Raw genomic sequence first — 18252 nt, forward strand, 5'->3', positions numbered from 1 at the left:
TATTACAAAAGGGACAGACCATTCTTTGAAATTGAAAGGCAATGCCCCTCCTATCCATTCTATTTCACGTATTTACTACTACTTTTGTAGAGGATAAATTCACCTGATTTGCAATGGTATCTCCAACAGGGCAATGGGCTTCAATAAATTCCTTATATGCCTGTATTTTCTCTTCGGGAGCATCTGTTTCGATATGGAACGTATATCGAATATCGGAAAAACCTGGTCTTACGTCCGATTTTCCAAAGAACCCATCCAGATCAATATCCCCTTCTAATTCGACCCAAAAGTTTTGAAGATCAACATCAAATTTTTCAGCATAAGTTCTAGCAACAATAGATTGGCATGCACCTAACGCAGAGAGTAAAAGCTCTACTGGACTCATCCCATGATCTGTACCACCAAAATTTTTAGGCTCATCTATTATAACTTTGTGACCTCTAGCTTCCGCTTCTACTAACATATTTTCTTTTAAAACCGTTTTCGCACTATAAGTTGTAATTGCCATTTATAATTTCTCCTTTTCATTTTGGAATTTATATAAAAAAATTTCTTATTAAAGAGTGTTTAGTAAGTTCCTCTCATACTACACTCCCCATTTGGGAAGGGAGGCAGGATGTTATAAATATCTTTCATTAGACATAATTAACAGATTCTTACGTAGTTTCTAATGGTAGTGATGGATCTTTTGCCCATTCAGTTAAAGACCCATCATAAACAGCTACATTATGTTGTCCAAGTTTATTTAAAACAAATGCATTCCAAGTTGCTGCAATTGCACTTCCGCAATACGTAATGACTTTTTTATTCGGATCAAGAGCCCCAACTTTTTCGAATTTATTACGTAACTTTTCTTCGTCATATAGCTCTTTTGTTTCGCTATCAGAGTGTGAACCAAAAAATACGTTGACACTACCAGGTATATGACCGAGTCTTCCGTACGTATTGACCTCTCCGTTATAGTGTTCTTCTGTTAAGCTATCAATGATAATCACATTTTCATCATCAATTGCTCTAAGAACATCTTCTTTTGTTACAAATAATTCCGGTTTTCTGAGACTAGTAAATTTTCCTGGCGGGTAAGAACCTGGTTCAGTTGTAACAGGACGTCCTTCATCTAACCATTTCGGGAATCCACCATCAAGAACGGCCACATCCTCAAACCCTTCGTAACGTAATTGCCATGCAAGACGGGTTGCCCAATGAGATGCAATGATAGGTGCCCCTACAATGGCTCCCTGATCATATACAACCACACGTGTACCTTCTCCTACTCCTAGATTGCTAATCTTTTCTATAAATCTTTCTCGAGAAGGAAGAGTAAAGGCAAATTCCGAATCAGGATCGGAAAGCTCTTTATGTAAATCTGCAAAAACAGCTCCAGGAATATGGCCCTTTTCATACGCTTCTTTTCCAGACCAAACATCGTAGTAGCCGTCTTTTTCAGGATGCTTTAAAAAAGTTGATGCATCTAGTAATCTCAGATTTGGATCATTCAATCTTTCCGCTAGCCATTCTGTTGTTACTATTAATGGTATCTTACTCAAAGTATTTCTCCCCTTTAACAATAATATTTTAATATCAATTATTCCTATTTATTTACTATGTTTAAATTAAAGTAATAATACCACTTTATTTTAGTATTTTCCATCATAAAGGTCCGAATTGTTAGATTATTTTAAATATCTAAAAAGTATAAAAGGTTGTAATAATTTCTCTTAAATAAATGCAGCTTCTATAAAAGGAAAAAGCACCAAACGAGTTTACTCGCTGACGCCCTGTTCACATGGTTATGTTGCATCTGACCGCCAATACATAGCGACTGGATTCCTTCTTAGTGGATATTGCCCTAGACTTTTTTAGTTTCTGTTTCTCCTTTAGAAAGTCACGATCAATAGAAAAAGAGATCCGCCATTCTCGGCAAACCTCTTTATATCTTTTTATTTGATTTGCTTCCAATCGTTAACACTACAATACTACCAAGCAATAACAAAATTCCTATCCAAGACATTATGCTAAGATTCTCTCCAACTATGAATACACCTAAAATAGCAGCTGTTGTTGGTTCTGCTAAAGACAACGTAAGTGCAGAGGATGAAGGTATTTTGTTTAATCCTCTAGCATATAAGACGTACGCAATACTAGTAGTGGCAAGACCTAAGTAAAAAATAATTCCTATATTTCCTGCATCCTTTAACCAGCTTACATCATAAATAAAGAAGAATGGCATGAGTAGCAATGCACTAACCGAGAATGTCATTGCTACAGCAGGTATCGCTTCTTCTTTTTCTAATAATGACTTACTAGAAATCGTGTACAAAGCAAAGACCACACCCGCTACAAGAGAATACATGATACCAATTGGATTTATAGTAATCTCACCTTTATTTAAAAATAAAAACAAACATCCGACGATTGCAAATAAAGTCGAGATTACCCATATTCGTGATGGTCGTAATTTTAAGAAAAGCCATTCGATAATTCCCGAAAACACTGGAGCACTTCCAATAGCAACTACACTTGCAATCGCTACACCTGTTAGTTTAACGGAAGAAAAGAATAATAGTTGAAAAAGTGCGATACAAATTGCTGCATAGAACGTTTCCTTCCAAGACCATGTTTTAAATTTAATTTTTTTCAATAAAACCATAAAGATTAATAGAGAAAAACCACCTACAGAAGATCGTCCCGCACTAATAATAAAAGGATGTGCATTGTCTGGCAAAAACGTTTGTGCAGTACCCGTCGTACCCCATAATATAGCGCCTAGTAGTACAAATATGTATGGTAAAACAGACATTTCTTCACTCCCAACTCCTTCTATATATTAACTTTCAATATAGCACATATTGAGATAGAGGCAATCGTATCTTATACTAATAAAGATAGGAGGCATTAACTATGTATATGACAGTGGAAGAAACCGCAAATTATTTATCAATGCCTATTGAACAAGTGAAACGATATATCGCTGAAAAAAAAATTCGTGCTATTTTTGACGGTGAAGATTATTACATTAATAGCGCTCAATTTGATACGCATATGCAGCAATTAGAAGAATTAAGACGTCAAATTGACGAGTGGCGCAATACTCCAATTCCAGATGATTTGGACGTAAAGGACGAAGATTAATCGAAAAAATAGTCAGACTGTAGAAAAACTCGAACAAAATGAGTTATCTGCAGTCTTTTTATTATAGCTTTCCCCGGAGGAACGGTCACTTGTCCAATGCCTAATTCATTATGATAATAAAATTACAGAGTAAATATAAATACTCATAGAGTACTACTCTCGTAAATGATAGAGATAATTTAGCAAAGAACAATATTAAAGGCAGTTGGAATGAACACATTCCCAACTGCCTTTTGTCTTCAATCTAATGAGGAGAAACCCTTTATTCTCTTTTTAGATTGTAATCATGAACCCTGCACGTTTGCCAATGATTTCTGCATAATCTTCTACCATGACACTTGCAGTTGGGTACATACCTGCTCCAGGTCCGACAAGTGTAAGCGTACCAATATAGTTTGTATCTAAGGAAACTGCGTTGTTTACACCTTCGATAGCATATAACGGATGATCTGGACCAACAAGTTGTGGTCCTACAGAAGCGAAAAGCTCTCCATTTTCGTCTTGCTCTATTTCTGCAACATGGCGATAACGAAATCCTTCTTGCTTCGCTTTTTTCACATCCTCTAATGAAATCTCGTCAATACCAACTACACGTACGTCATCCCAATTCGGTTGTTTTTTAAATGCAAGTGCACTCAGAATCATTAACTTACGGAATGCATCTTGGCCAGAAATGTCATTGTATGGATCGGCTTCTGCATAACCTAACGCTTGCGCTTCTTTTAGAGCGTCGTCAAACTGACATTCATTTAAGCGCATTTGTGTCAAAATATAGTTAGAAGTTCCATTTAGAATACCTTGAATTTTTTTCACTGAATTCACTTGAAGTAAATTTTTCAATGTTTTAATAACCGGAACCCCGCCTGCTGTTGTTGCTTCATATCCGATAAAAACACCACGTGACTTTGCACGTTCATGTAGCTGAATACTATATTTAGAGAACATCACTTTATTTGCTGTAATGACATGACATCCCTTATCAATGGCTCTACATAGATAGCCATAGGCTGGTTCTTCGTTCACAATAGCTTCAAACACAACTTGAAGTCCAGGAATATTAATAATATCCTCGAAATCATCTGTAACTAGAACACCAGGCGTTGCAGGTCTTTCTTTTGCTAAATTATTAATTAGAATAGCACTAATTTCAATATCTAATCCTAAAGACTTTTTAAGATCTTCTCTTTTTTCATTCACAATGTGATAAATTCCTTGGCCAACTGTTCCAAAACCTAGAATCGCTGCTTTTATTTTCGCCATACTTTCTCCTCCACTTGAATCTGCACAATTGAGCTTCTACATTCATATTTTAATAAAATCTCTATCGCAACTTTTTACGATTGACTATTTTACATATTGTAGACTATTTTAGCCCAATTAACAACAAAATTCTATCTAGAGAGGACATTTGTTTTTCCTACAAGTACTTTATCAAGTGCATTTTGTAAATCCTCTACTGCCTCTAGACCAACAGACAAGCGGATTAAGTCTTCTGTAACACCCGATTTCACTAAGTCTTCAGGTGTTAATTGTTGATGAGTTGTAGATGCAGGATGAATAATTAATGATTTTGCATCTCCTACGTTTGCTACATGGGACCAAATCTCAATATTATCAATAATATGTCTTCCCGCTTCTTTTCCGCCCTTCACTCCAAAAGTTAAGATAGAACCGAAGCCATTGTGTAAATATTTATGTGCGATTTCATGGGACGGGTGATTTTCTAAACCTAAATAGTTAACCCATTCCACTCCTTCATGGTTAGATAAGTACTCTGCAATCTTTTGTGCATTTTCATTGTGCTTCGGCACTCGTAGATGAAGTGTTTCTAAACCTTGTAAAAAAGAAAATGCTGCTTCTGGGCTTAGTGCAGGACCAAAATCGCGAAGCAATTGAACACGTAGTTTTATTGCAAACGCTACGTTTGGAACATCAATTCCATATCGTAAGCCATGATAGGTAACATCTGGCTCTGTAAAACCAGGGAACTTTTCTGAATTCCAATCAAAGTTACCACCATCTACAACTACTCCTCCGATAGTTGTTCCATGTCCGCCGATCCATTTCGTAGCTGAATGGATCACAATGTTGGCACCGTGTTTAATTGGATTAGCACCGTACGGGCTTGCAAATGTATTATCCACTAATAATGGAACACCTACTTCATTTGCAACCGCTGAAACTTTCTCTACATCTAGCACATTCAAACTTGGATTCCCAATAATTTCAGCAAAAAACCCTTTCGTTTTGTCCGTCACTGCTGCTCGGAAGTTTTCTGGATCAGTTGAATCTACAAATTTTACGCTAATACCATAACGAGGCAATGTATGTGCGAATAAATTAAAAGTACCACCATATAAGTTTTCCGCTGCAATGATTTCATCGCCCGCTCCTGCAATATTCAAAATGGAAAATGCAATTGCCGCCATACCAGAAGATAGTGCAACAGCAGCAGTTCCACCTTCAAGAAGAGCAACTCGTTGTTCAAAAACATCTACAGTAGGATTAGTTATACGTGAATAAATATTGCCCGTCTCTTTTAGTGCAAACAAATTTTGGGCATGGTTTGTATCACGAAATACAAAAGAAGTTGTTTTGTGAATTGGCACTGCTCGTGAACCTGTAACTGGATCTGGTTGCTGACCACCGTGTAAAAGAAGTGTTTCTGGTTGGAAATTTGACATTTTGAATTCCTCCTAAATAATATTTTTAGATGGGCACATATGGATGCAGGAGAGGATTAAAAGACACGCAAAAGCACCTATGTCTGCCAGAAAACGCATCGTTAGTCGGACAAACAACAAAAACCCCTCTTCTTTAAGAAGAGGGGTGCGGTTTCGCATATTCCTCCTCTTATCTTCCAAATTCGCTCGTGAATTTGTAGGATTTAGCACCTTTCCAAGTTTAGAACTTGTTGGTTGCCGGGCATCGCAGGGCCTATTCCCTCCGCCACTCTTGATAAGAGTATTAGATTAGTTATTCCATCTTGTTACAAAGTATAAAACTCTATTAATCTATAAGTCAAGTATTTTTATAAAAATTCTGAAACTTCTTTAAGGCTTGTACGTTTAATGTATGGAGGTTATTTTGAGGAGGTGTTGTAATGGGAATATGGATTATTACTATTTTTATAATAAGTTATTTAATTGGTTCTATTCATGGTTCGAAGGTCGCTCAGTTTTTTAGCGGAATCAATATTAAAGCAGAAGGTCTCAAAAATTCAGGTGCTTCTAATGCAGCCGTTGTGCTTGGAATGAAATACGGAATACTTGTCGCTTTCATCGATATTTTTAAAGGTGTATTTGTGATTATCGCAACCAGGCTTTTTATGCAGCAAAATGGTTCATTTTCTAGTTTAGAACAGGATGCACTTCTTTACTTAGCTGGGGCTGCTGTCATTTTAGGTCATAACTTTCCTATTTATACTGGATTTAAGGGCGGAAAAGGAACAGCTTCTATTATTGGCATCCTTTTAGCTATTTATTGGCCTGTGGGGTTGATCGGGCTTTTATTATTAATTGGTACAACTATTTTAACGGACTACTTATTAATTGGTGTTTTTGTTTTTTATTTTGTATTTTTAAGCGAGGCTATATGGTTTTCGGAAGGATATATACCAGTTGCAATTGCGAGCTTTTTATTCGTAATGGCACTCATTTTGCATATAGAAAACTTTCGTCGTTTAGCTCGTAAAGAAGAGATGAGAATTTCTACTTTTTTAAAAAGAAAAAAACCTTCTTTATAAAAGAAATGAGTGAATTGGAATGACTAAAAAAATGAGGTGGATTGTGCTTATCCCTTTGTTTGTTCTTGCCGGTGGGGTTGGTTTGTGGACGCTTACTAGTAAATGGATGGAAGACGGTTTAAATCCTAAAGCTGATGGTTCAAACGAATACGCCATTGTACTCGGTGCAAAAGTAAAAAAAGGGAATGTTCCTTCGCTTTCATTAAGGTACAGATTGGAATCTGCACTTGCGTATGCCAATGAATACCCTCATGTTACCTTTGTACTTTCTGGAGGACAAGGACCTGACGAAGATATTGAGGAAGCGGTCGTAATGAGAAATTTTCTTTTGGATAATGGAATATCAGAAGACAGGCTAATCATTGAAGATCAGTCGACATCTACTTATGAAAATTTATTATTTTCCCAAGAGTTATTGCCAGAAAACGTAAAGTCTGTGACGATCATTACGAGTGACTACCATCTACAGCGAGCAAAAATACTTGCTAAAAAACTAGATTGGGAAACGGATGTGGTAGCAGCAAAGACTCCCGAAGTGGTGGAAGCGAAAGTCCGCTTACGTGAGCGTGCCGCACTTTTAAAGACTTATATTGTCGGTAAATAACTCCGAGTACTCGGAGTTATTTTGTCTAAGAAATTCGTGCTTTTCTACCTTCCCTACAAACTAGTTTCATAAGTGAACGGTGGGTTGTAGGAACCAGTGTAAAAAAGATGTCTATTGTTCTGCGCAATGGCATTGGACAAATAATGGGTTTGTTTTTATGAACGCCATTCAATGCAATTTTAGCTAGTTTTTCTGGAGACATAATTGATCTATGCTTGTTGCATATACGTCCGCTACTATTTTTGCACCAGTACTATTTAAATGGATTCCATCTAAAGTTAGATGAAGTCCTCTTTTTTTAGATAACTCGTCGATTTTAGAGGGTTTCTTATAGAAGAAAACATCCAGCATGACTCTCAAAGGATTTGTGCTAATGTAATCTGAGCTGTTCATATTAACTAAGTGCTCCTCAAAAGCTGTTTGTAGATTAACATAATCTATCCCTTTCATTTTACTAATGGATTCAATGATGGCAGCCAACTCTTTTGTTTCTTTATTAGAAGAATTCTGAAGGTTTTCTCCAACTATTGATGGCGATATGGCAATTACTTTTTTAGAAGAAGAAATTATCATATCTAAAATTTTCTCATATACCTTTTTAAACTCCTCATGATCATTTACCACTGGTTGTGCTTGAACACTCAAGAGTTTAGAATATACATCGTTAACACCAATCCAAAGAAAGACTAAATCATAATCAGTGGCTAGTTTCGTTTTTGTTAACCGTAGATGCAAGCTTTTAACTGTTTCCCCTGGTTTTCCAAGATTGACGAAAGTGGCAGTCGGATACCTTTCTTTTAATATTTGAAAGAAAGAAATGCCAGGTCTACCTTCTGTTAGACTGTCTCCAATGAACCCGATTTTCATATCAATTCCCCCTTTTTTTAATCGAAGCTAAAAAGATTGTAATTGCCTGTTTAAAAAGTGGCTCTAGTTTACTTAAATCTTGGGTGGTATTTGTAAGTTGGCACAAGCCTCCAAGCCATGTTCCTAATAGGGCAGTCCACTCCTCTATATTTCCATCTTGAAATTCTCCTCTTTCAATCCCATCTTGAAAAATTGAATGGTAAGAACCCATTGGTATTACTGCTAGCTCGTATAATTTCTTAACGGATTCAGGATTTGATTTTGGATCAGATGCTAACTCCTGCCCAGCTTTTAATAGTGGTGTCTGATAATTGTATAAAACATGCATAGCCATTCCATACCATTTCTCTGTAGCAGTTGTATAAGCCGATTGCTTTTCCAACCATTTTGCAAGCCATTCACGCATTGATTTTTGTGCTAATAAAACAAAAAGCTTTTCTTTATTTTCAAAATGATAATAAATATGTCCCTTACTATAACCAGAAGCTTTTGAAATATCCTCTACAGATGTTTGAATGTACCCCTTTTCAGAAAATAAAAGGAAAGCTTTGTCCATTATTGTTTGTCTTGCTTTATCACTGTCATAACGTCTTTTATTCAATATATTAAAGCTCCTTCTTACATTTGAACGCTCGTTCTAATTTAATTATAAGTTATATAACTGAAAATTCAAAACGTTTTAATAATAATTAATGAAATTGACAATGTTAGCGAAATATCTTCCCCCTGCTGTTATTAAAGCAACTTGATGAGCTAGACATATGGTTAAGTGTTTTTCCTAGCTTTTTAATGGCACATAATAAAAGAGAGCCCAAAATATTGAATTAGTCTCTCTTCTCTTTATAAAAATTTTTTATGCAATTGTTCAGGATCTTTTAGGAAATACAATATATTCCGATTTAGTTATATAATCTAAATGTAGCTGTACTATATGCAATTAAGTCACCTTTTTCATCGATAACTTTGCCATTTAAAATCGCCGTATTGTCTGAGCGATATACAAGGTCCCCAATTATTTCAGTAGTCCCTTCAAAGACACTTTTTATAAACCTAACTTCCATTTGAATTGTCGATGCAGCCTTAACTCCCAATGACCTAGATGTTAGCCCCATTACGATATCTAGACCAGACATTATCACTCCCCCATGCAACATATCTTGCAAATTGGAAATGTTTGGCCTTTTTTTTATTTGAATGATTGCTTTACCATATTCAACACTTTTACATTCAAATCCTATATGCTTAAAAAAATTCGATTCTTCAAACTCGTTAATCAAAGAAGAAAAATTCCCCATATAAACCCCCTATACACCATTAAGTAATAGATAGCTGTTATGATTAAACACTTTTTCTACAATTGCTCGGTTCCGTGAACGTATTCAAATTGTTATTCGACAGAAATTACTTTAAATTATACCATTTTAAAAAATCCATGTAGATTTAAATAGTTTTAAAAAAGATGAGTTAGCGTATGCTATCTCATCCTTAAGGTATTATCTCATTTAGCTATTGATTTCTCATCTTTGGTTAATATTTTTTAAGATAGTAATTAATCAAGAAATTAATCTTATTAAATTTTTTGATATTGTATTTTTGCCAAATGACGTTCCATCTGACCTAAGTGACTATCTATATGTTTAATAATTAAATGATCTATTAAGAAAGATAGCGGTTTGCCATCAAAATTAGGGTTATAGCTCGGTGCAGTTTTTTCTAGGTCTTCCGTTTGGACTTTACCTAATGCTCGCTCTGTAACAGGAATTAGTGATTGGAGACGATCAATCGCTTGTTCTTTCGAAACAGAAGCAACATAGTTTTCTTCAACAGCAGCTAAACGTCTAACATGTTCATGATTACGCCCCCATTTTGCCCCTGGAACGATTAATAACGCTTCTAAATCTGCTACCCAGAATTCTACTGCTTCGTTGACATGACAAGCAATTTGCATAACTGACCATTCTTCATCAGAAGGCTTCTTATATAATAATGATGTTTCAGTTGTTTCTATTAAACTAACCATTTGATGGATGATTGATTTGACTTTCGTAGAACTTTCTTTCAAATTTTCTAATGTCATTGTAAAATACTCCTTAGTCTTAGTTTTCTAAACCGTTCTTTGTGATACATTATAAATACAAACGGAGAAAGGAATTAATTTAATGTCTAACAATACAACCATCGGCTCTTTAATTTTGGGAATTCAAATTATCGATACCGTTGCGCAAAGTGATATTCCTTTAAGATTTTCAGATATTCAAGAAACGACAGGTATTTCCAAAAGTAATTTATATAAATACTTAAATACATTAACGCAAATGGACTTATTATACCGTGATCAGAAACGTGGTCATTACTCATTAGGCTATAAATTTTTAGAATACGGAACTGCAGCAATGCAAAATGCTGATTTTATAGATAGATTAACTCCGTATTTTAAAGAAATAAGTAAACTCACAAGTATGACGACTTTACTTGTAACTTGGGTTAATGATGGACCTGTCATTACGAATTTATGGAATACAAATTACGGGTTAAATATTGGTGCACAGGTAGGAACAAAATTACCATTATCTTCAGCGTCGGGTAAAATATTTGCAGCCTATGCCAACTCATTAGAAATAACAAATTGGATTGAACAAGAACAACAATCAATTGAACAATTTAACATAGCTAAATTTCAACATGAGCTAAAGCAAATAAGGAAAGAAAACTTTACTTATGCCTATGAACCACTTGTACGTCATGTATCGTCTATCGGCTTTCCGATTCTTAACTACAAACACGAGCTAGTAGGTGCTTTTTCTGTAGTTGGTTTTACTGAAGATGTACCTAGTGCCTTCGATTCCGAAATCATTCAACGTATTATTTCAATGAGTAAAGAAATGTCTGCTATATATGGTTATAAGGAGAAAGAGGAATAAAAAACCTCGTTCCAGACTGTAAACCAAAACCAGTTGGCTAATTAGATTCTTAAAATGTTTTGATTTTTTGTTATCATCTTCTATTAACTTAAGACCGTTCCAGGCGGACGCGTTCCGCCGGCATGGCTTCAGCCGCTTCCCTCGCTACGCTCAGTCCAGGGTCTTCAGCTCATGCTATTCCGGCTGGAGTCGCCGCCTTCCACTCCAATCAACTATTATCCGCTTTTCAATTAAAAAATCATTATGCCATTAATAGAGTAAGTTTTTATCACTACATTTTTTCAATTAGTATTTATAGAAAATCGTTGAAAAAGGTGACACTCCTGCGGGAATAGCGTTAGCCGAAGACCCCGCAGCGCAGCGAGGAGGCTAAGGCAACGCCCGCGGAAAGGGAGCCGTTTCAACGATTTTCTTATTTATCGGACGACATTATTTAGTAAGTAAAATTCTATAGACTTTTTCAGTGCCCTCAGCGTAGGTGAGGAAGGGAGGCTAGGGACGCCTCGTCAAATGGAAGGCGATCTAAGTTCGCCACGTCCTGCGGCAACGATTGCGTGACCCCATTCTTTGGCCTCGACGCCTTCATGACCAACTTCCTGTTGGCCCAAGTGGCTCGGCACTCACCCGCGGTAGGCTTCGGAAAACCTGGTTTGTCTACAATCTTAAAGAGGAATAGATTCTCTTTCTTTTTTATTTTATTAAGCTTTTACCTCGTTTTTTCGAACGTTGAAATAGTTATATAAATGGTCTGCTACTTCATAGTCTGTTGCCTTATGTTTACTGAAGATAGTATCCCTTAGTAAAATCTTGATCTCATCTTCCGCATGAATAATTTCTCCCCACTTACGTGCAGATGTTTGGACCATTGCACTTCGTGGTTGTCTTTCAGATTGGTATTTGTTAAAAGCCTCATTATAAGTAGCTTCTGAACTCAGTGCCTCACCTAAAACATAGGCATCTTCTAATGCCTGTGCTCCACCTTGTGCTAAATATTGAAGCATTGGATGTGCCGCATCACCTAACAATGTAACATTGCCTTCTGTCCAATTTTCAATTGGCAAACGGTCAAACATTGCCCAACGGAATTGCGTAGAAATAAACTCTAACGCACGCTCTACCAATGGATGGGCTCCTTCAAAGCGTTGTACCATTTCTTCTGGTGTCCCCCAGTCGCCGTCTGGCTTGTAATCATATGTTTTGAACACAACAACTTGATTATAAAGTTCACCACGACGTACAGGATATTGTACTAAATGTAGGTTTGGGCCAATCCACATAATCACATCATCCATTGCTACATCACCTTTAGCAGTGATTTCTTCAATTGGAATCGTTCCACGGTATGCAACATATTCAGAGCAAATTGGCTCGTCATTCGAGAATAATTTACGTATATTCGATTTTAAACCATCAGCACCAATGATCGCTTCGGCACTAAACGTTTCCCCTTTTTGGTTTGTTACAGTTGCTTGCCCCGCTTCTTGCTCTACTGTTTGAATAATTTGGTCGTTCATAAATTTGATACGGTCTTGTTTTTGACATGCTTCAAACAATACTCTGTGTAAATCTGAACGATGCAGTACAACATACGGTTGTTTAAAATGTTCTTGGAAGCCTTCCGTTAAATCTAAAACAGCTAACTCTTTTGCAGTATAAACATCTTTCAATACTAGACGTTTTGGAAAAACAGAAACTTTAGCTATTTCTTCCTTCACACCTAGTTGATCTAAGACAAATAGTGCATTTGCGCCTAATTGGATCCCCGCACCAACTTCACCAAACTCAGGAGCTTGTTCTAAAACAGCTACGGACTTGTCTGTTCGCTGTACAATTGAAAGTGCCGCGGCTAAACCCCCAATTCCTCCACCGACAACGATAACATCACTGATTTTTGTCATAATTAATGACCTCCTAATCTATAATTGCAATTACACAAATAGAGAACAATGTTTCTTTATAATGAAAACTTACCTTAATTGTGTTATATTTGTCAATGATAAAACGTAATATTCTAACTTTTCTAAACTAGAATACTAACATCATTTAATAGATTATTTGTCTCTTAACCACAACAAAAAAAGCTTTTACAGTGCACATCACAGTTGTATTTAAACAGAAAGAAGGCATCTAAATGGTAGAAAAAAAACAGCGAATTATCCAATCGTTACAAACCGGGTTAGGATTACTGGAAATGATAGCGAAAGAACGAAGACCTATGAACTTCACAGAAATTCAGCAACTATCAAATATGACAAAAAGTAATACCCATAAATATTTAATGACATTTATCCAGTCAGGGTTTCTGTACCGAGATCCGGTCACAAATACATATAAATTAGGCAATAAACTTATTGAGATTGGTAATATCGCACAACGAGATACTTCCATTGAAATTGTTGATCCTTATATGAAAGCTTTTACAGAAGAAACGGGCTTAACAGCATTAATTGCTATACCTTCCCTAGACGGCCCACTTATTAAAGAAATTTGGAGTGTTACATACGGTATTGATATTGGCGCGCAAAATGGTACGACACTGCCGTTAGTCTCATCTACAGGTTTTATTTTTTATGCATTTAAAGAAGGAATACAAATAAATAATTGGATAGAACAATCATTTAAGATATTGTCCTACCAAACACAACAAGCAATTGTACATGAAATCGAACAGGTGAAAGAGCAATTATTTGTAGCAAAAACAGAACCACTCATAGAACATATTTCTTCTTGTAGTGTACCCTTGTTCAATTTCAAATCAGAATTAGTAGCGGCAATTACAGCTGTTGGATTTAAAAATCTAATACCGAATGATTATCATCATCCTACTGCACAAAAAATGATAATGTTGTCGCAACAACTATCAAACTATTTCAAATAAAATAAATATTTATCCGAAAAATCTTGACATGCATATAGATAATGTATTATCTTTTCTATAAATAGAGAACATTGTATTCTATTTTGATAATAGGAGGATTATAATGAAATTAATTAACTATACACTCAATGGATTAACACGTGCCGGTGCAATTGTTGACCAACAAGTGATTGATTTAAATTATGCCTACGAAACGCAACTGCAAGCAGCTGGCGAATATCGTTATAAGGAAATTGCACATGCATATGTACCATCTACAACAGATGAGCTATATCAAGGCGGTAAAAAGTCTATTGAATTAGCACAACAAGCCGCAAACTTCATTTTGGCTAATTCAACATTATCTGCCCAAAAGGCTATTTACTCACTTGAAGAAGTAAAAGTAGAAGCACCAGTAATAAATCCGGGAAAAATTATTTGTGTAGGGCACAATTATAAAGAACATATTTTAGAAATGGGTCGTGAATTACCTACACATCCCGTTATCTTCGCAAAATTCGCAAACACTATTTTAGGTCCTGAAGACGATATCCCATTTCATCCAATTTCAGAGCAATTGGACTATGAGGCAGAATTCACATTCGTTATCGGAAAACGTGCACGTAATGTTGCAGAGGAAGATGCGTTAAATTACGTTGCCGGTTATACCATTACAAATGATGTGACATATCGTGATATTCAACGTCGCACATTACAATGGCTACAAGGAAAAACTGTAGATGGTTCTGCACCAATGGGTCCTTTTTTAGTAACATCTGATGAATTAAGAGATCCTTCTGGATTAGACGTCGTATTAACTGTAAATGGTGAAGTTCGCCAAAAAACAAATACAGCAAATTTAGTATTCTCTGTTCAGAAATTAGTATCATTCCTATCAAATTTGATGACGCTTGAACCAGGGGATGTTGTATTAACAGGTACACCTGGGGGTGTTGGGGTTGCAATGGATCCACCAACATTCTTAAAAGATGGCGATGTTGTACGTATTGAAATCGATAAAGTTGGTGCCTTAGAAAATAAAGTGGCTACTGGAGCAGGCTCACTAGTAAATGCATAACGTCTAGGCAATCTTTTCTTTGAAAAACAATAATGATGGTGAACAAAGTCAACATTAAAATCAATTTATTTGAGAAGGAGTCGAGGAAATATGGCTGGAGTATCTCCAGAAGTGGCAGAATTTATGAAAAGTAAAATCGTAACTGACTTTACCAATGAAATTTCTCAATATAACCTTGGACCGCTTTGGGAAGCAATTCCTGAAATTATGAACAAAACGCCTAAACCACAAGCTGAGGCCTACTTATGGTCAAAAGAATTAATTGATAAAAAAATGGCTGAAGCCGCGGAAATTTTCACACCTGAACGTGGTGGAGAGCGTCGCGCAATTTATTTTCAAAATCCTGGCTTAACATACCGTAAACCTTGGGGATGGGCTTCAACATCTCAGACTATTTATGCAGCCGTTCAAATGCTTCTTCCCGGAGAAAAAGCACCATCTCACCGTCATTCACAATCAGCACTGCGCTTCATTTCGGAAGGTTCAGGTGCTTATACAATCGTACAAGGTGAACGTATTTTCATGGAAGAGGGCGACTTCTTAATTACACCTAAAAACTTATGGCATGGTCATGAACATTTAGGTACAGAGCCAATGTTATGGATGGATGCATTAGATATCCCAACTTTGTATGCACTCGGTGGTACTTTCTTTGAACCGTACGAAGATGGCCTACAACAACCTGGTGTACCAGATAACTTTACGGAGCAACGTTATCGTGGTGGTATGGTTCGTCCAGTTGGGGATGATAAATTTACAGTCGCACCATTAGCAAACTATAAGTGGGATCGCACTTTAGATGGTATTAAAGGTTTAATGGCATTTGAACCAGATCAACACCATGGATTTGCTGTTGAATACATTAATCCATCGACAGGGAAATCTGCGAATCCAACATTAGGAACTCGCATGCAGCATTTACCAGAAGGTATGCATACAAAAGCATTGCGTCATACACATTCAACTGTTTATCATGCTCATAAAGGTGAAGGCTACACAGTTATTAACGGAGTACGCTTCGACTGGAAAGCAGGCGACTACTTTGTTGTGCCAAACTGGGCTTGGTATGAACATAAAGCAACAAAAGACTCATACCTGTTCTCTGTTAACGACATTCCAATCATGGATCGCTTCGAGTTAGAGCAAGAACAATCATATGAATCTAATAATGGTCACCAAGAGATTGCTAGTGAATTTAAAGCAGCGTTTCGTTAATACTTGAAAAAGAAACTCCCCAGTAGATGAGAGACAATAAATTAACCTTTACTGGGGAGTTTTATATATCTGATTTCTCTTTAAGGACTTCCTTACGTCTCCTCTGCAGATGAAATCTACTAATCTATTACAATAAGTTTTATTTTTTGAGTAATCGTTTTTAGTTATTTAGAAGTTTGTTCGCCGAAAAATTGTAAGCGTTTTATTACTTTTAGGAGGTGATGGAAAAGGGAGACTAATGTAAGTGATAGTATGTAGCACTTATAAAATATTATTTATACCTATAGCAATTGAAAAAAAACGTATTTATCCATTGGAAATATTAACATCTTTGTGGCTAAAGAAATAAAATCGCGATAAATATTCTTAATATTCCGTTTTTAATTTTAAGACTTTGATTATTTCCTTTATCTTGGATTTTTAATGTGGAAATAATATTTATAGCTTTTCTATAGATGATTAGAATTCCTCATTAAGTCTTGAATTCCAACTGTTTCAACTCGGTTTCACTGTGATTTATGTTTTATTTAATTGCTATAACAATACGTGATTTTAGGAAGGGTGTTTTTATTAATGGAAAAAAAGAAATTTTGGAATTATGAAAACAAGTTAACAATAATCTTCTTCTTTGTAATAGGGTTTGTATTTTTTGATCGTTTAGCAATCAACTACCTATTTCCAATGATTTCTGTAGATTTAGGACTAAACTATACGCAATTAGGTTTACTTGGCGCAGCTCTTGCGTTAACTTGGTCAGTTTCCGGTCCACTGGGAGGATTCATCTCAGATAAAGTTAAGAGTAAGAAAGTAATGTTATCAATTTTAGTACTCGCATTCTCTGTTGTTTCATTATTACATGGTTTAGCACAAACATTCGGTATGTTATTTGTACTACGTCTATTAATGGGTATTGTAGAAGGTCCACTGATTCCGCAAACACAATCGATTTTAGCAATGGAATCTTCGGAGCGTCGTAAAGGATTTAACTTAGGTTTTACGATGAACACAAGTAACGCATTATTCGGAAGCATTTTAGCACCTATATTAATCGTTGCATTAGCAACTCAATTTGACTGGCATACTGCATTCTATTTAACGATTATTCCAGGGATTCTTTTAAGCTTTGCGATTTTAAAAGGGGTTAAAAATCCAGATCCAACGAAATACCATGCTATGCATGCTACAAAATCGACTGAAAAAGTTAAAGTTAAAGACGTTCTTAAACACCGTAATATTTGGCTATCAATTATTGTTTTCAGCTTAGTTATGACGACACTAATGGCTTTCCAAATTTTTGCACCAACCTATTTAGTACAAGCAAAAGGTTTATCTAGTACAACAATGAGTTTAGTAATGGCTTCGTTCGGGGTTGGTTATGCAATCTTCGGCTTCTTAATCCCAACTCTTTCAGAGCGTACTGGTCGTAAACCAGCTTCTGCACTTTCTGGTTTGTTATTAATTCTCGTACCACTGAGTATAGTATTTGTTGATTCAATTCCATTAATGATGGTTCTTTTATTCATCGGTTCAGCTGGTTCAGGTGTTATCGGTATGTCGATGTCAGTTATCCCAGTGGAGTCTGCTCCATTACAATACTCAGGTCTTGCAATAGGTTTAACAATCGGTATTGGCGAGTTAATCGGTGGATTTTTAAATCCAATGGTAAATGGTGCTTTAGCAGACATGTATGGTATTCAAACACCGCTATATGTTGCTGCTGCCGCAGGTGTTCTCGCATTCGTGTTCACGTTATTCTTTAAAGAAACGGCACCATCTAAAGTTAATAAAACGCAGGAACCATTAGTTAACACTAGTGTTTCAGTACAATCTTAA

The 18252-nt window shown here is 36.1% G+C and carries 18 protein-coding genes and 1 riboswitch; of the genes, 8 read left to right on the forward strand and 10 right to left on the reverse strand.

Features of this window, described 5'->3' with window-relative positions; translation table 11 throughout:
• Positions 1-64: 64 nt before the first annotated feature.
• The 3 genes from WAX74_RS09755 to WAX74_RS09765 all read right to left on the reverse strand — a co-directional run bounded on the left by WAX74_RS09755 (position 65) and on the right by WAX74_RS09765 (position 2800).
• Positions 65-508: an OsmC family protein gene (locus WAX74_RS09755; protein WP_336497466.1), complete on the reverse strand. Its 444-nt coding sequence runs from the start codon at positions 506-508 to the stop codon at positions 65-67.
• Between the two features lie 148 nt (positions 509-656).
• On the reverse strand, positions 657-1547 hold the full coding sequence (locus WAX74_RS09760) for a sulfurtransferase (protein WP_336497467.1): 891 nt from the start codon (positions 1545-1547) through the stop codon (positions 657-659).
• A gap of 383 nt (positions 1548-1930) precedes the next feature.
• Positions 1931-2800: a DMT family transporter gene (locus WAX74_RS09765; RefSeq protein WP_336497468.1), complete on the reverse strand. Its 870-nt coding sequence runs from the start codon at positions 2798-2800 to the stop codon at positions 1931-1933.
• Positions 2801-2901: 101 nt separating this feature from the next.
• On the opposite strand from WAX74_RS09765, the gene WAX74_RS09770 reads away from it, so the two are divergent.
• The gene (locus WAX74_RS09770) at positions 2902-3132 is read left to right on the forward strand and encodes an excisionase family DNA-binding protein (protein WP_336497469.1); all 231 of its coding nucleotides are present in this window, start codon (positions 2902-2904) and stop codon (positions 3130-3132) included.
• 273 nt (positions 3133-3405) lie between these two features.
• On the opposite strand, the gene WAX74_RS09775 is transcribed toward WAX74_RS09770, so the two are convergent.
• Together WAX74_RS09775 and WAX74_RS09780 are read right to left on the reverse strand one after the other, a co-directional pair.
• The gene (locus WAX74_RS09775) at positions 3406-4392 is read right to left on the reverse strand and encodes a homoserine dehydrogenase (RefSeq protein ID WP_336497470.1); all 987 of its coding nucleotides are present in this window, start codon (positions 4390-4392) and stop codon (positions 3406-3408) included.
• Positions 4393-4523: 131 nt separating this feature from the next.
• Entirely contained in the window at positions 4524-5816 is a 1293-nt protein-coding gene (locus tag WAX74_RS09780) for an O-acetylhomoserine aminocarboxypropyltransferase/cysteine synthase family protein (RefSeq protein WP_336497471.1), read from the reverse strand.
• A 166-nt stretch (positions 5817-5982) separates the two neighbouring features.
• Positions 5983-6097: riboswitch (SAM riboswitch) on the reverse strand.
• A gap of 138 nt (positions 6098-6235) precedes the next feature.
• On the opposite strand from WAX74_RS09780, the gene WAX74_RS09785 reads away from it, so the two are divergent.
• Both WAX74_RS09785 and WAX74_RS09790 read left to right on the forward strand, forming a co-directional pair.
• Positions 6236-6877 carry a glycerol-3-phosphate acyltransferase gene (locus tag WAX74_RS09785; RefSeq protein WP_336497472.1) on the forward strand — a complete coding sequence of 214 codons (642 nt, stop codon included), beginning with the start codon at positions 6236-6238 and terminating at the stop codon, positions 6875-6877.
• A gap of 19 nt (positions 6878-6896) precedes the next feature.
• Complete coding sequence (locus tag WAX74_RS09790) at positions 6897-7481, forward strand: YdcF family protein (protein ID WP_336497473.1); 585 nt, start codon at positions 6897-6899, stop codon at positions 7479-7481.
• Positions 7482-7664: 183 nt separating this feature from the next.
• Here WAX74_RS09790 and WAX74_RS09795 read toward each other — a convergent pair whose 3' ends face one another.
• The 4 genes from WAX74_RS09795 to WAX74_RS09810 all read right to left on the reverse strand — a co-directional run bounded on the left by WAX74_RS09795 (position 7665) and on the right by WAX74_RS09810 (position 10425).
• Entirely contained in the window at positions 7665-8348 is a 684-nt protein-coding gene (locus tag WAX74_RS09795; protein ID WP_336497474.1) for a GDSL-type esterase/lipase family protein, read from the reverse strand.
• 1 nt (position 8349) lies between these two features.
• Complete coding sequence (locus WAX74_RS09800) at positions 8350-8949, reverse strand: TetR/AcrR family transcriptional regulator (RefSeq protein ID WP_336497475.1); 600 nt, start codon at positions 8947-8949, stop codon at positions 8350-8352.
• Positions 8950-9247: 298 nt separating this feature from the next.
• Entirely contained in the window at positions 9248-9643 is a 396-nt protein-coding gene (locus WAX74_RS09805) for a PaaI family thioesterase (protein ID WP_336497476.1), read from the reverse strand.
• Positions 9644-9918: 275 nt separating this feature from the next.
• Positions 9919-10425, reverse strand: coding sequence for a DinB family protein (locus WAX74_RS09810; RefSeq protein WP_336497477.1), 507 nt, complete (start codon positions 10423-10425; stop codon positions 9919-9921).
• Positions 10426-10507: 82 nt separating this feature from the next.
• Here WAX74_RS09810 and WAX74_RS09815 point away from each other — a divergent pair, with 82 nt between their 5' ends.
• Complete coding sequence (locus WAX74_RS09815) at positions 10508-11269, forward strand: IclR family transcriptional regulator (protein ID WP_336497478.1); 762 nt, start codon at positions 10508-10510, stop codon at positions 11267-11269.
• A 698-nt stretch (positions 11270-11967) separates the two neighbouring features.
• Here the strand turns inward: WAX74_RS09815 and WAX74_RS09820 are convergent.
• Positions 11968-13167, reverse strand: a complete 1200-nt coding sequence (locus WAX74_RS09820; protein ID WP_336497479.1) for an FAD-dependent monooxygenase — start codon at positions 13165-13167, stop codon at positions 11968-11970.
• Positions 13168-13400: 233 nt separating this feature from the next.
• Between WAX74_RS09820 and WAX74_RS09825 the strand changes: the two genes are divergently transcribed.
• From WAX74_RS09825 to WAX74_RS09840, 4 genes are all read left to right on the forward strand, one after another.
• Entirely contained in the window at positions 13401-14147 is a 747-nt protein-coding gene (locus WAX74_RS09825; protein ID WP_336497480.1) for an IclR family transcriptional regulator, read from the forward strand.
• 103 nt (positions 14148-14250) lie between these two features.
• A complete protein-coding gene (locus WAX74_RS09830) occupies positions 14251-15204 on the forward strand; it encodes a fumarylacetoacetate hydrolase family protein (protein ID WP_336497481.1) in 954 nt (317 codons plus the stop codon).
• A 90-nt stretch (positions 15205-15294) separates the two neighbouring features.
• A complete protein-coding gene (locus WAX74_RS09835; protein WP_336497482.1) occupies positions 15295-16419 on the forward strand; it encodes a cupin domain-containing protein in 1125 nt (374 codons plus the stop codon).
• 573 nt (positions 16420-16992) lie between these two features.
• On the forward strand, positions 16993-18252 hold the full coding sequence (locus WAX74_RS09840; RefSeq protein WP_336497483.1) for an MFS transporter: 1260 nt from the start codon (positions 16993-16995) through the stop codon (positions 18250-18252).

This window comes from Psychrobacillus mangrovi (assembly GCF_037104765.1).
Taxonomy (GTDB): Bacteria; Bacillota; Bacilli; order Bacillales_A; family Planococcaceae; genus Psychrobacillus; species Psychrobacillus mangrovi.